Genomic DNA, 14,800 nt, shown 5'->3' on the forward strand with positions numbered 1-14,800 from the left:
GTGTTTCCTTTATCTCAGTTGGAGCGCTCCAGGCCATACGCCGCTGACCAGGGCGCTTGCGCTTTTCTTATGTTTCAACGATTGGGGAAAAAATGCCGTTATGTATAACATACACACATCTATTGGCAGCAACCTGATGTTGGAATTAAGGAGTAATGGTTCATGACACTAAAATTGTTTAATGCAAAATCTGCTAAAAAGGAAAACACACATCCAATCCATCAAGCTTCCTATCGAATCCAGATCAAATATCCGTTTGATTCGGAGATGACATTGTTGAATTTAGGAGTAAAAGATGTAGAAACGGAGAATCCGGTTGTATTTATTGAGAACATTGGCCCAGGTGGGTTAAGGTTTTTAGCTAATCTGCCATTAATGGGTGGTCAAGAGATTATTTTTTCTTTAGAAGCAGATATTCTTGAAGACAAAATTCACCTTCCGGGGGATATACTTTGGTGTGAAGAACTGACTGAAGACTTATACCAGTACGGTGTCCATTTTCATGTGCCGGAATCCACACGAAGCTTTATCCATAACCTCCTGCAGGATTATTCTGATAAATATTTCAATGATACTCTATAGTAGTGTATAATGGTAACCGGATGTAATTTATTACAATTTTTACAGGTGAATTATTACTGGTAAGGAGATTAATGGGATGTCTATATTAGTCACTGGCGGAGCCGGATATATCGGAAGTCATACATGTATTGAACTGTTGAATGCGGGTCATGAAATCATTGTCCTAGATAATTATTCAAATAGTAAACCAGAATCGTTACAGAGGGTAAAAGAGATTACAGGCAAGGATTTTACATTTTACGAAGTGAACTTGCTTGACCGGGATGAGCTTGAGCATGTTTTTGCCGAAAATCAAATCGAGGCTGTGATTCATTTTGCCGGATTGAAAGCGGTGGGAGAATCCGTATCGATTCCCCTTCACTACTATCATAATAATATCACGGGTACATTGATTCTTTGTGAAATAATGAAAAAATATGATGTGAAAAACCTTGTCTTTAGTTCGTCTGCGACCGTGTACGGTATGCCTGAACGCGTTCCGATTTCAGAGGATTTCCCACTTAGTGCGACAAATCCTTATGGTCGGACAAAGCTGATGATTGAGGATATTTTACGTGACTTATATGTGGCGGATCATGACTGGAGTATTGCTTTGCTGCGCTATTTCAACCCAATTGGTGCCCATGAAAGCGGCCGGATTGGCGAGGATCCAAACGGGATTCCCAATAATTTAATGCCGTTTGTTACGCAGGTCGCTGTTGGAAAATTGAAGGAATTACAAGTGTTTGGCAGTGATTATCCAACGGTTGATGGCTCAGGTGTACGGGATTATATCCATGTCGTGGATCTTGCACTAGGCCATTTAAAGGCACTTGAGAAGGTCATGTCTGCGAACGGTGTGGAGGCGTACAATCTAGGTACAGGTACTGGTTATAGTGTGCTAGAGATTGTAGCGGCTTTTGAAAAAGCATCAGAGGTAAAAGTTCCATATAAGATTGTCGATCGAAGACCGGGAGATGTAGCGATTTGCTATGCTGACCCTGTTAAGGCAAAGAATGAACTTGGTTGGGTTGCGTCACGTGGAATTGAGGACATGTGCCGCGATTCTTGGAAATGGCAGAAGAATAATCCGAATGGGTATGAGGCTTAATAGAACAACTCCCCAGGTGTGAGCGACACTTGGGGAGTTGTTTTTTTAGTGAGTTTTTACTTTTTCAGTCTTACTATCTGCAAAAACACCCTTCGATTCAATGAAACGCTGCATTCGTTTTAGTGCCTCTTGCAGCTGGGCCATTGAAGTAGCGTAGGAGCAGCGGATATATCCTTCGCCGCTTTCGCCAAATACATGTCCGGGAACGACGGCGACTTTTTCCTGCATCAATAGTTCCTCAGCAAATTGTTCGGAGCTTAGGCCGGTAGCTCGAATGGAAGGAAACACGTAAAACGCACCGCCGGGCGTGTGGCAATCGAGTCCTATTTGATTGAGGGTCTGCACGACATAGTTCCGCCGGCGGCGATAACTGTTTCGCATCGATTCCACTTCAGGATACGTATTGCGAAGTGCCTCGATGGCACCGCGCTGCACCATGTTCGGCGCACACATCGTTGTATATTGGTGAATTTTTAACATGACCTCGAAAAATTCTGTTGGCGATGCTAGAAATCCCAATCTCCAGCCTGTCATCGCAAAGCCCTTGGAAAAACCGTTAATTAAAATCGTCCGCTCGTACATGCCGTCAATCGCGGCAATGCTGCAAAACTCTTCATCATAGGACAGTTCTGCATATATTTCATCGGACACGACGATTAAGTCATGTTTTTTGATGACCTCAGCCACTTCAATCAACTCATTCTTCGTTAGCATACTGCCGGTTGGATTGTTTGGCGAACATAGTAAAATTGCTTTTGTTCTTTCCGTAATTGCGTCTTCGATTTGTTCAGCGGTTACTTTAAAACCGTTAACGGGCGAAGTTGAAACAGCAACAGGTGTCCCTCCGGCAATCGCCACTAGCGGGGCGTAGGAAACGAAGGCAGGTTCAACAATCAGTACCTCATCACCTTGATTTAAAATGGCGCGAAAGGCAAGATCAATCGCCTGGCTTGCACCGATTGTCACAATAATTTGATTATTAGGATCATACTGAACCCCAAATCTATTTTTTAAATAGAAAGTAATTTCTTCCCGTAATTCAAGCAATCCGGCGTTGGCAGTATAGGAGGTAAAGCCTTGCTCCAACGATAAAATGGTGGCTTCGCGAATGCTCCATGGTGTGATGAAGTCTGGCTCACCGACGCCAAGGGAAATCACGCCCTCCATGCTGGCGGCTAAATCGAAAAATTTTCTAATACCAGAAGGCTGCAGTTCTTTGGCTGTTTGGGAAAGGTAGTGCTCATAGCTATGCTTCATGGTGAAACCACCATTCTATGGTCTTTATCCTCATTGCCACTGTTAAAATTAACGCCATCATGCTTGTATTTTTTTAGCATGAAATGGGTGGTGGTAGATACAACGTTTTCAATCGTTGATAATTTTTCCGAAACAAACTGCGCGATTTGGTTCATCGTTTTTCCTTCCACGGTAATCGATAAATCATAGGCACCTGACATGAGGTAGAGCGACGATACTTCCGGGAAACGAGTGATTCTCTCAGCTACTTCATTGAAACCAACGCCGCGCTTCGGGGTAACCTTGACATCAATCATCGCAATCACGCCTTCTTCCCCCTCAACTTTGCTCCAATCGATTAGGGTCGGATAACTCATAATAATGTTCGCTTGCTCTAATTTTTGGATGGCTGCGCTGGCCGTTTCTTCGCTGCACATAGCCATTAAGGCAATCGACTCTATTGGTAGTTTATGATTCTCTTCCACAATTTTTAAAATTTCAATTTCTACACTGCTAAGCTGCATATCAGCGGCCTCCTCAACATTCCATTCAAGAATAAGAATAACAACGTCTATGGCTGCTCTAAGGTTTTTGCCACTAACGAGTTTTCTTTATTAGATGATTTTAATCCTATTTGCGGCATCTGTCACGCGATGGGGAAAAGATTTTTTGTATTTTTTCGAAAATGAGGAGAAAGAAAGGCTACTTTTTTAAAAAGTAGCCTTTAAAAGAAATCTTTGATTAGTCCTGAACCGCTTCTGCCAGCAGGTCGACAATATGAATAGCGCGCATTTTATCAGACAAGCCCTCGCGCTCAATGCCAAGCATCATTTGTAACAGGCATCCAGGATTTGCCGTTACAATCGTAGCCGCATGGGTATCCCGAGCCTGAACCATTTTGTAGTCGAGCATGACCATCGACATCTCCGACTCCACAATATTATAAATACCGGCCGAACCGCAACAGCGATCTGCCTCCTTCATCTCGACGTATTCCGTACCTTTTATAGCCCCAATCAACACCCTTGGCGCGGAAGCCGTCTTCATGACATTTCGTAAATGACAGGAATCCTGATAGGTTATGACGCCAGCAGGAAGCTCCAACTTAACCTTTTTGTGGAAATCAACAGCCACCAATACTTCGGAAATATCCTTTATTTTTTCTTTAAACGCTTTTGCGCGGTCGCGCCAATCGGGGTCATCCTTTAATAAGTGATCGTAATCGACTAAAAACGCACCGCAGCCGCCGGCATTGGTAATGATATAATCGACGTCTAGCTCTTCAAAGGCGATAATATTTCGTTTCGCAAGCTTCTTCGCTTCCTCTTTTTCACCACTATGGCCATGCAGGGCGCCGCAGCAGGTTTGATTCTTCGGAATCACAACCTTACAGCCGGCCAACTGCAGCAGCTTCATGGTGGCATCGTTGGTTTTCATGAACATTGTATCCATTAAACAGCCGCTGAAAAAAGCAACCCGATGCACTTTTTCCGTCAAAGCGGGCAGCTGTTCAGGCCGATTTTTCATCTCTTTCATCGTAGGTACGGCTGGCAGCACCTTTTCCATAGTGGCTAAGCTATCAGGCAAAAGTCCCAAAAACCCTATTTTCCGTGCTAGAGTCTGAATTCCTGAGCGTTGGTAGAATCCAAGCATCCCAACTGTCCAACGCATCCGATTTGGGTGGGGAAACAGCTCTTCAAAAACCACTTTTCTCACAGCCCGAACAGGTAAAGAGTGTTTTTTATTTTGATTAATGATATCCCTGGCGTCTTCCAATAAATGTCCATAATTGACGCCAGATGGGCAGACGGGTTCACAGGCCCGGCAGCCGAGGCAAAGTTCGAGGGAACGCTCGAAATCCTCATCTGGTTCAATCATTCCGTCTACGACCGCTTTCATTAAAGCGATTCTTCCGCGAGGCGAATGTGATTCTTTATAGTCCGATTCAATATAAGTCGGGCATGTTGGCAAACAAAAGCCGCAGCGCATACAGTTTAACAATTCATCCTCGTTCATTCGTGCTTTAAATTGTTCCTGGATCTTCTCTTGTTCTTGGATCGTTGTCATCTGGTGATCACCACGCGTTTCTTGCTGTCTTTGGCAAAAACCTTCCCTGGATTCATGATGTTATTTGGATCAAACGCCTGTTTAATCGCTTTCATCGCGGCAATACCTTCCGCCTTCAGCTTCCATTCAAGATAGGGTGCCTTCATGGCGCCAACTCCGTGTTCCCCGGTTATCGTTCCACCTAGTTCAATCGCTTTTTCAAAAATTTCCGCAAATGCCTTTTCGACGCGTTCCATTTCTTCATGGTCTCTGGCATCGGTCGCGCAGGTAGGGTGGAGATTTCCATCTCCTGCGTGGCCAAAGGTACAAATCGTCAGCTGATATTTTTCGGTAATTTCATTAATCGCCTTCACCATATTGGCAATTTCTGATCTTGGCACCGTCGCATCCTCGAGAATCGTTGTCGGCTTCAAGCGGGCAATGGCAGACAGCGCCGCGCGCCGTGCGGTTCGAAGGGCATCCGCTTCTTCTTCAGTTGCGGCCACCTGAATGGATACGGCATTCTCCTGCTTACATACTTCAGCGATTTTTTCCATATCCCGTTCGACCACTTCGGGAGGGCCGTCTTGCTCAATTAAGAGTACCGCTTGGACATTGGTAGGGAGGCCGATTTGGGCAAAGTCTTCGACCACCTTTAATGTCGGCTGGTCAAGGAATTCCAGTGTTGTTGGGATGATTTTACTCGCAATAATTTTGGAAACTGATTGGGCAGCAGCGCCCAAATCTTGATAGAGTGCCAGCATCGTTTTTCTCGTTTCCGGCATCGGAATTAGTTTCAAAGTCGCTTCTGTTATGACAACGAGCGTTCCTTCTGAGCCAACAAATAGCCGGGTTAAATCATACCCGGCGACATCCTTTGCGAGCTTGCCGCCTGTCGCGATGATATCGCCATTTGGCAATACCGCCTTAAGACCGATGACATAATCTCTTGTGACGCCATATTTCAGTCCTCGCAAGCCCCCGGAGTTCTCATTGATGTTGCCGCCAATCGTCGAGATTTTCATCGAGCTTGGATCGGGTGGATAAAATAGCCCCTTTTCCTCGATGGCATGAATCATATCAAGCGTGACCACACCTGGCTGCACGGTGATGGTTAAATTTTCTTCGTCAATTTCAAGGATCTTGTTCATATGTTTAAAAAGAAGCACAACCCCGCCCTCGGTTGGGCATGTCCCGGCACAAAGATTGGTTCCAGAGCCGCGCGGCACAATCGGAAATTTATATTGATTACAAAGCTTGAGGATTTCCGAAACCTCTGCGGTATTGCGCGGACTGACCACGGCATCCGGCATTGATTGGAAGTTTGGTGTTGCATCATAGGAATAAACTAAACGTTCGGTTTTAGAATCGGCGAAATTTTCCTTGGTTACAATAGATATCAGTTTTTCTTTTATCTCATTTGAAAGCACTAGATTTCCCCCATTTCTTTAAAAATCATAACAGAATTATAATAAACAAAGCGCTTTGAAATTTTATTTCAATAAATATATAATAATTATAAAATATTAATTCAAAGGGAGCAATACTATTGAAATATTCTCTATTAGCTACTGATTTGGATGGTACGTTGTTAAACAATCAAAAAGAGATCGATGTTGAAACAATCGAAGCGATTCATGAATACCGCAGACAAGGAGGGAAAGTAGTGATTTGCAGCGGCCGTTCCCCGCTTTCAACGAAATGGATTGCGAGTACCATCGGCTTAAAGGGAGAGCCCATCATTGCCTACAATGGAGCCATCCTGCTTGATGAGAATGGCGAAGTACAAGAGCAGGCTGTATTTCAGCACGAGCCGCTTTACCATTTCTGGGAATTATGTGAGGCAGAAGGTATCTATGCCCATTTTTATGAAGGCGATACGCTGCTCGTACCGATGGTAAATAAATGGAACGAGAACTGGATTGAAAATAATATTCCTACCCTTGAAAAAACAGGCGGCAGACTTAAAGACTGTGAAGGTTTCCGGAATAAATGCCAGATTAAAGTCGTTGATCATTTTTATCAATATATGAAAGAAAATCAACCTAAGATTACAAAAATAGCTGTGTTTGATGATGGGGAACGGCTTGCTGATTTTTCAAAAAAAGTCGCTGAACAGGTGGAGGACATGGAAATCAGCAGCAGTTTCAATTTCCTCAATTTAGAGATTTCCCCAAGTGGTGTCACAAAAGCAGCAACATTAATGAAGCTCACGGAAAAGCTAGAAATCCCAATCGTGCAAACAGCAGCCATTGGCGATAATTATAATGATGCGCTGATGCTTTCCATGGTGGGACTGGGAATTGCGATGGGAAATGCACCGGAAAAAGTGAAACTACTGGCGGATCAGGTGACGGGGAATAATAACGAAGCAGGAGTGGCGCAGGCGATTCGCCGCTATTTACTTGATTAATTGGCGTGGGACAAGGGCGCTTGCGCATTTCATAAAATAATTTTCTGAAATAACATTTCAAAATTTTGATAAAAATATTGAAATGTTATTTTAAAGAGAATATAATAAAAATACAGAAACCGCTTACAGCCTAGAAAACGCCAACAGGAGGACAACAAACCAATGGAAGAAAATCTGGAGTTATTAACAACAGAATCGCGAAATGAAGAGTCCATGCAAATCGATACGGCAAACCCAACGGATATTTTACGGATCATGAATGAGCAAGATCAATTGGTCGCATTAGCTGTTAAGGAAGTTTTACCGGAAATAGAGACAGCCGTTCAATTTGTCTTTACATCGTTTCAAAATGGCGGTCGCCTAATCTATTTGGGGGCAGGCACGAGCGGCCGCTTAGGGGTTCTAGATGCGGTCGAATGTCCGCCTACCTTCAGCACGGATCCTGGGATGGTTCAAGGAATTATCGCCGGGGGCGAAGGGGCATTCATTAAAGCAGTTGAAGGAGCGGAGGATGATCCGGAGCTTGGTGTTAGCGATCTGAAAGCATTGGATCTGACGAAAAATGATACCGTGATTGGCATCGCTGCAAGCGGCCGGACACCTTATGTCATTGGCGCGCTCCACTATGCTCGAGGCATTGGCGCGAAAACAGTTGCCCTTTCTTGTAATAGAAATGCGGCGATTAGTAAGGAAGCCGATCAACCAATCGAGGTGATTGTCGGCCCCGAGGTTCTAACCGGTTCGACGCGCTTGAAATCAGGGACAGCTCATAAAATGGTTTTGAATATGATTTCCACCTCTGCAATGATTTTGTTAGGGAAAGCCTATGAAAATTTGATGGTGGATGTTCATGTGAGTAATCAAAAGTTAAAAGAGCGGGCCATTAGCATCATCCGCAAAATTACCGGGGTTTCCTATGAATTGGCCTTGGAGACACTAGAAAAAGCAGACCTCCAAGTCAAAACAGCCATTGTCATGATTAAGACGGAGACAACGAAACTTGAAGCAGAAAAGCGATTAGCAGATGCAAATGGTTATGTGAAAATGGCAATCCAAAAGGTTGAAAAATGATGTAGATGAAAAGGTGGTATTTGTGTGGCAGCAGGTGGTTTAAAGATGATTCAGAACATGCTGGAACAGCTTCCGGCTTCTGAGCGAAAAATTGCGGAGTTTATTCTTGAAAATCCGCAAAGTATTTTAAACAGTACAGTCAATGACATTGGGATCCAAGCCAACACAAGCGGTGCAGCCGTTATCAGGCTCTGTAAGTCCTTAGGCTTAACTGGATTTCAAGACTTAAAAGTAAGAATTGCCGGGGATTTAGTGAAGCCTGTGGAGCAAGGGTATCGTGACATCGAACCGGAGGAATCCTTTTTCACGATTGTTCAGAAGACCACCAGCAATAGTATCCAAAGCATCCGTGATTCGGAAGAAATCATCAATTACGAGGAATTGGAACGGGCGGTCCACACCTTGCTGCCTGCGCAAAATGTTCATTTTTTTGGCATTGGCGCTTCAAATATTATCGCGAAGGATGCGCAGCAAAAATTCCTTCGCATTCATAAAAATGCAACCGCTTTTACGGACACACATCTAGTCGCGACGTTAATTGCGAATGCCAATAAGGATGATGTCGTGTTTGGCATCTCGCATTCCGGGGAAACGGCAGAGGTTGTGAAGGTGATGCAGCTTGCGAAAGAGCGCGGCGTGAAAACGATTAGTTTAACGAAATACGGACAATCAACCGTCTCGTCGCTTGCTGATATTAAGTTATTTACTGCTTATTCCGGAGAGGCGCCGTTTCGCAGTGCTGCTACCTCATCACGGCTCGCGCAGTTATATTTAATCGATATTTTATTTTTGTCGATGGCAACCGTTCAGTATGAAAAAACGATTCACTCGATTGACAAAACAAGAGAAGCGATTCGGTTTATCAAAGAGGGGAAATAGGAAACCTTGGGGGACTTATCTCCCTTCATAAGGGTCATCTTTTCAGGGGGTGATGCGGACACCATTCCGTTCTTATTTTTTTCAAAAAATAAACTAACAACAGAGAGAAGGGGAAATCAGTATGGCTGGAGAGAATAAACAATTAGCCGAAAAGATTCTTGAACAATTAGGCGGAGCTGAGAATGTTGGCAATTACACGCATTGTATGACAAGACTTCGTGTGACACCAAACGATGAGTCGAAGGTCAATAAGGCGGCAATTAAAAAAATCGATGGGGTACTTGGGGTTGTAGAAGAAGAGACACTACAAATCATTCTCGGTCCTGGAAAAGTAAATAGAGTAACAGAAGAGTTTGGTAAATTAATAGATGCCGCTGGCGGAATTGATTTAAAGGCTAAGGCCGCAAGCACTAAGGCTGAAATTAACAAAAAGAATGCCACACCATTTAAGCTGTTTTTACGAAAAATTTCTAGTATTTTCATTCCATTAATCCCGGCCCTCGTGGCATCCGGATTGATTACAGGGATCACAAAAGCAATCATTCAAGCTGGATGGCTTGCAGGAGATTCCCAACTTGCTACGATTTTATCTGTCATCGGCGGTGGATTATTCGGTTACCTCGGCATTTTAGTTGGTATGAATGCCGCGAAGGAGTTTGGCGGTTCGCCAGCACTGGGAGCGATCGCTGGGATCTTAATCATTAACCCGGCTGTAGCAGGCATCAAATTGTTCGGGGCGGAATTGCTTCCTGGACGAGGCGGATTAATTGGCGTTCTGTTTGCTGCTATTTTTATTGCTATTGTTGAAAAACGGGTTCGTAAGTTTGTACCGCAATCTCTAGATCTATTTATCACACCAACGGTTGCTTTATTGGTTACTGGTATTGTTACTTATCTTGTCTTTATGCCGCTTGGTGGTTTCTTTTCAGATCTTATCACAAAAGGATTAACTTCGCTGCTTGATGTGGGCGGTGTTGTAGCAGGTTTTGTCCTCGGGGCAACCTTCCTTCCGCTCGTGGTGACGGGCTTACACCAAGGTTTAACACCGATCCATCTTGAGTTAATTAATTCAACTGGCATTGACCCGCTTCTTCCTATCTTAGCAATGGGAGGTGCCGGACAGGTTGGGGCTGCGTTTGCGATTTATTTGAAAACCAAGAAAACGCGCTTAAAAAGAGCGATTGGCGGTGGTCTGCCAGCAGGGATTCTTGGAATTGGGGAGCCGCTTATTTTCGGTGTTACCTTACCATTGGGTCGTCCGTTTTTAACGGCTTGTTTAGGAGCCGGTATTGGCGGTGCGTTCCAGGCAGCCTTCCATGTCGCAACTACTGCGATTGGCGTATCTGGTTTACCGCTTTCCTTCCTTGTGGTAGGCGGCCAAGTTCTTCTTTATTTAGTAGGTGTCTTAATTGCCTATGCTGCTGGTTTCTTGTTTACTTATTTATTCGGTTTCAAAGATGAGATGGCCGGTGAATTTGAGTGATCGGGATTTCCTTCTATTTAAATGATCCTGAAGCTTTGGAGCGGATTGCTCTGGCAGGGAAAATGGGTGTGAAGCGGGCGTTTACCTCGCTTCACATTCCGGAGGAGTCGGGTGATTTGGCGAGCCGCGCGAAACAATTGCTATGGGCGGCGAAGGAAGCTGGAATAGAGGTGTATGCAGATGTATCGCTGCGGACACCTGCCCATTTGGGATTAAACAGTTTAGTGGAGTTACGAGACCTAGGGGTCAGCGGGCTTCGCTTGGATGACTTTTTTGCGCATGAAATGATTTTGGCGCTAGCTAAGGAGTTCAAGCTTGCCTTGAATGCCAGCGTTTTGTTTGGGGAGGATGTGCGTGCCTTGCTAGATGGCGGTTTGGCGGCAAGCCAGCTGCTCGCTTGGCATAATTTCTATCCTCGGCGTGAAACTGGTTTAGCGGAGTCGTTTTTTCATTCGCAAAATGAACTCTTTGCGCGTTTTGGAATTCCAGTCAGTGCCTATATTCCCGGTGACGGGGAGAAACGCGGGCCGCTGTTTGAAGGGCTGCCAACGTTGGAGGGACATCGTGAGATTGATCCATTTTTGGCAGCACTGGAATTATTCTCGGCGGGTGTCGAGGATGTGTACATCGGTGATCCGGAAGTAAGTCCAGATCTTTTGGGGAAATTAATCGATTTTGATTGTCATCGCCGGATTTCGATAAGAGTAGAAGGGTTTGAAGAAGGGGAATTCCGTCTTCGCCCTGATTTTTCCCGCGATGTACTCCGGTTCATGGATACGAGAACTGTTGATCCGGTTGTTCCGGAGAATACTTGTGCTCGGCCTGTGGGGACGATTACGAGGGATAATGACCGCTATGGTAGATATCGCGGCGAGGTACAGATTACCCTTCGAGACTTGCCGGCTGACGAGCGCGTCAATGTGGTCGGAAACGTCGTAGAAGCTGATCTACCGCTGCTTTCACTGCTCCGTCCAGGTCAGAAAATAAAATTAATACAGGTTTGAAACATGGAAACTGCCCTCATCTTATCGATGGGGCAGTTTTTTCTGCTGTAAAAAAGAACCCACATGGATCTACGTGACCGCAAGAATAGAAAAAGTAATTGTCCGGTCACGTAAAGTGGTTCTACGTGTCCGAAAGAGTGAAAATGGCAATCGTCCGGTCACGTAGAGGGCTTCTACGTGTCCAAAAGAGTGAAAAAGGTAGTCGCCCGGTCACATAGAGGGGTCATTAAAAGGTGCCTGACACCATTGTGGTGTCAGGCACCTTTTTTCCCGCGTTTTGAAAAAGCAATCCTTTAGGTTCTGAGGCAAATCGAAATCTATCTGAAAAAAATTAGGTTATAATAGGAGAATGATGACAGCTAACAGGAGTAGAGAATAGTGGAAAAACAAAATAGCAGGTACAGATGGGTTGTTTTTGGCGCGGTATTGTTTGCGTATTTTTTAATTGTGAGTCAACGAACAGCCCCAGGGTTAATTTCAGATCAATTGATGGGGGAGTTCAGCTTGACTGCCTCCACCATCGGTTTACTGACGAGTATACAATTTTTGGCCTATGCGGGTTTGCAGGTTCCGATTGGGATTCTATCCGACCGTTTCGGCCCCAATTTCTTTCTAATTGCTGGAGCGCTGCTAAATGGGCTCGGGACACTCATTTATAGTTTGGCTCCAAATGAATTTGTGCTCCTAGTTGCCCGTTTTTTAGTGGGGACAGGGGATGCGGCAATTTGGGTCAATTTGGTTATCATTTTGAGTCAGTGGTTTAAAGTAAGGGAATTTGTTGGCTTACTCGGGTTTGCGGGTGTGGCCGGGAGTTTTGGTTTCCTGCTGGCGACTGTTCCTTTTTCAGCGTGGATCGCGCATTTTGGATGGCGGGCTCCCTTTTTAACAACAGGGATTGTGTTAGTCCTGACCGGAATTCTCCTTTATTATGTGCTCGTTAGGAAGCCGAAACAACTTTTTAAAAATGAAATGTCCGGAAAGGTTAAACAGAAGAAAAAGCAGGAAAAAGTGCTCGTTATTTTGCGGCGTATTTTCACCAGCCGCCAGGCATGGGCGACATTCTTCTGTCACTTTGGCTTGGTCGGTACATATGTTGGATTTATTGGTTCATGGGCCGTTCCCTATGGGATGCACGTGTATGGAATGTCACGGTCGGACGCAAGCCAGCTCATCATGATTGGTCTTTTTGGCGCCATTATTGGTGCGCCGCTCATGAGCTGGATTTCAAGCCGTTTGGATTCGATTAAACGCCCCTATTTGCTTGTCCATTTATTTGTGTTTATTAGCTGGACAGGGATGCTCTTCTTTAACGGAAAGCCACCCTATTTTATGCTGGTGATTATGTTTTTAATCATGGGTTTTGGGAATGGTGGAAGCGCGTTAACGTTTGCCGTTGTGCGGAAATCCTTTGACATGAAAGAGGTTGGTGTTGTTTCAGGCTTTGCCAATACGGGCGGCTTCTTGAGCGCTGTCCTCCTGCCGATTATTTTTGGCAAGGTATTAGACCATTTTCAACCATCTTCAAGTATTGGATATCAGTATGGTTTCATTATTCCCGTCGTATTCGCACTGATTGGTTTAATTGGGGGAATCCTGATTAAAGAAGCGCCTCATGAAGCAAAGCAGCCGAGTGAATTGCCGGCATAAAGAAAAGCTCCATCTCATTAAAACGAGATGGAGCTTTTCTTCTAATGCTGTAAAAATGCTAATTGAATAAAGAATAACACCGCGAACACGTAAAGTAATGGATGCACCTCACGCCATTTCCCTTTAGCGATTTTTAACAGTGGAAAACTGATAAAACCAAGGGCAATTCCCGTTGCAATGCTTGAGGTAAGCGGCATGCTGAGTACGGTCAAAAATGCCGGGAAGGCTTCATCGAGCTCATTCCAGCGAATTTTGGCGATGCTGCCCATCATCAGACTGCCGACAATGATCAAGGCAGGTGCCGTAATCGCAGCAATTCCAGACACAGCGCTAACGAGCGGGCCAAAGAAAGCCGATACGATAAACAGCACGGCAACCGTCAGGGAGGTTAAACCAGTCCGGCCGCCGGCTGCGACACCGGAAGTGGATTCAATAAAGGCCGTTGTTGGACTTGTCCCAAACATGGCGCCGACAGCTGTCCCAAGCGAGTCAGAAAGCAGCGCCTGGCGTGCACGAGGCAACTTGTCGCCCTTCATTAATCCCGCCTGATTCGCGACGCCAATCATCGTGCCGGTTGTGTCAAAAATGGTGACTAAAATAAAGGAAAACACCACGGCATAAAGGCTGTGCTGCACCACATCCGTTAGTGCTGTGATTGGATTCGCAACCATTAACCCCTCTGGAAGGGAAGGCAGCGCCATAAATCCTTTGTCAAAGGACAGCTGGCCGGTAAAGAAGGCGATTAACCCCGTAACAATCATTCCAAAAAATAAGGCACCGTTTACTCTAAGCACCATCAAGACCAATGTGACCGCAAGCCCAATAATCGCTAAAATCGCTTCTGGGGAATGCAAATCGCCCAGCCCAACAAGATTGGATGGGTGTGCGGTAATGATTTTGGTTTGGCGCAGGCCGATAAAGGCAATAAATAACCCAATTCCTGCAGTAATTCCGTGTTTAAGGTTATCTGGGATGGCCTCGATTAATTTTTCCCTAAATGGTGTTAAAGATAAAATGACAAAAATAAGACCAGCAACGAAGACGGCAGCAAACGCCGTTTGGTAGCTGATCCCTTGATGGCCGCCGACAACAGAATAAGCGAAGTAGGCGTTCAGCCCCATGCCGGGCGCTATGGCGATTGGGTAATTGGCGAAAAGCGCCATCCACAGTGTACCCACTAAGGCGGCGATGATCGTTGCTGAAAAGACTTGTTCGAATGGAACGCCGGCATCTGCGAGAATGACTGGGTTTACAACCACGATATAGACCATGGTGAAAAAGGTTGTGATCCCCGCAAGCAGTTCCGTTTTAGTATTTGTTTGATTTTCTTTCAGTTTGAACATGATAGT

Annotated in this window: 13 protein-coding genes; 8 read left to right on the top strand and 5 right to left on the bottom strand. The window is 45.1% G+C overall.

Annotated elements, in window-relative coordinates:
• The first annotated feature begins 162 nt into the window (after window positions 1-162).
• Together BABA_RS06320 and galE are read left to right on the top strand one after the other, a co-directional pair.
• Window positions 163-582: a PilZ domain-containing protein gene (locus BABA_RS06320; RefSeq protein ID WP_007084311.1), complete on the top strand. Its 420-nt coding sequence runs from the start codon at window positions 163-165 to the stop codon at window positions 580-582.
• 76 nt (window positions 583-658) lie between these two features.
• Window positions 659-1,672 carry a UDP-glucose 4-epimerase GalE gene (gene galE / locus BABA_RS06325; RefSeq protein WP_007084312.1) on the top strand — a complete coding sequence of 338 codons (1,014 nt, stop codon included), beginning with the start codon at window positions 659-661 and terminating at the stop codon, window positions 1,670-1,672.
• Between the two features lie 45 nt (window positions 1,673-1,717).
• Here the strand turns inward: galE and BABA_RS06330 are convergent, their stop codons facing one another.
• The 4 genes from BABA_RS06330 to glcD form a co-directional block, all read right to left on the bottom strand.
• Complete coding sequence (locus BABA_RS06330) at window positions 1,718-2,929, bottom strand: aminotransferase (RefSeq protein ID WP_007084313.1); 1,212 nt, start codon at window positions 2,927-2,929, stop codon at window positions 1,718-1,720.
• On the bottom strand, window positions 2,926-3,432 hold the full coding sequence (locus tag BABA_RS06335; protein WP_007084314.1) for an Lrp/AsnC family transcriptional regulator: 507 nt from the start codon (window positions 3,430-3,432) through the stop codon (window positions 2,926-2,928). The genes BABA_RS06330 and BABA_RS06335 overlap by 4 nt, the downstream gene beginning before the upstream one ends.
• Before the next feature lie 217 nt (window positions 3,433-3,649).
• Window positions 3,650-4,975 carry a (Fe-S)-binding protein gene (locus BABA_RS06340; protein ID WP_007084315.1) on the bottom strand — a complete coding sequence of 442 codons (1,326 nt, stop codon included), beginning with the start codon at window positions 4,973-4,975 and terminating at the stop codon, window positions 3,650-3,652.
• On the bottom strand, window positions 4,972-6,384 hold the full coding sequence (gene glcD / locus BABA_RS06345) for a glycolate oxidase subunit GlcD (RefSeq protein ID WP_007084316.1): 1,413 nt from the start codon (window positions 6,382-6,384) through the stop codon (window positions 4,972-4,974). The genes BABA_RS06340 and glcD overlap by 4 nt, the downstream gene beginning before the upstream one ends.
• Window positions 6,385-6,503: 119 nt before the next feature.
• On the opposite strand from glcD, the gene BABA_RS06350 reads away from it, so the two are divergent.
• The 6 genes from BABA_RS06350 (at window position 6,504) to BABA_RS06375 (ending at window position 13,451) form a co-directional block, all read left to right on the top strand.
• Entirely contained in the window at window positions 6,504-7,367 is an 864-nt protein-coding gene (locus BABA_RS06350; RefSeq protein WP_007084317.1) for a Cof-type HAD-IIB family hydrolase, read from the top strand.
• 162 nt (window positions 7,368-7,529) lie between these two features.
• Entirely contained in the window at window positions 7,530-8,438 is a 909-nt protein-coding gene (murQ, locus tag BABA_RS06355; RefSeq protein WP_007084318.1) for an N-acetylmuramic acid 6-phosphate etherase, read from the top strand.
• A 24-nt stretch (window positions 8,439-8,462) separates the two neighbouring features.
• The gene (locus BABA_RS06360) at window positions 8,463-9,317 is read left to right on the top strand and encodes a MurR/RpiR family transcriptional regulator (protein WP_007084319.1); all 855 of its coding nucleotides are present in this window, start codon (window positions 8,463-8,465) and stop codon (window positions 9,315-9,317) included.
• A gap of 121 nt (window positions 9,318-9,438) precedes the next feature.
• On the top strand, window positions 9,439-10,800 hold the full coding sequence (locus BABA_RS06365; RefSeq protein ID WP_007084320.1) for a PTS transporter subunit EIIC: 1,362 nt from the start codon (window positions 9,439-9,441) through the stop codon (window positions 10,798-10,800).
• Window positions 10,797-11,804 (top strand): MupG family TIM beta-alpha barrel fold protein, encoded by a 1,008-nt coding sequence (locus BABA_RS06370; protein ID WP_007084321.1) that lies wholly within the window; start codon window positions 10,797-10,799, stop codon window positions 11,802-11,804. Before BABA_RS06365 ends, BABA_RS06370 begins: the two co-directional genes overlap by 4 nt.
• A 378-nt stretch (window positions 11,805-12,182) precedes the next feature.
• On the top strand, window positions 12,183-13,451 hold the full coding sequence (locus tag BABA_RS06375) for an MFS transporter (RefSeq protein WP_007084322.1): 1,269 nt from the start codon (window positions 12,183-12,185) through the stop codon (window positions 13,449-13,451).
• Window positions 13,452-13,492: 41 nt separating this feature from the next.
• Here the strand turns inward: BABA_RS06375 and BABA_RS06380 are convergent, their stop codons facing one another.
• A complete protein-coding gene (locus BABA_RS06380) occupies window positions 13,493-14,794 on the bottom strand; it encodes an NCS2 family permease (RefSeq protein ID WP_007084323.1) in 1,302 nt (433 codons plus the stop codon).
• Window positions 14,795-14,800 lie beyond the last annotated feature (6 nt).

The sequence above is a fragment of the Neobacillus bataviensis LMG 21833 genome, assembly GCF_000307875.1.
Classification (GTDB): domain Bacteria; phylum Bacillota; class Bacilli; order Bacillales; family Cytobacillaceae; genus Neobacillus; species Neobacillus bataviensis.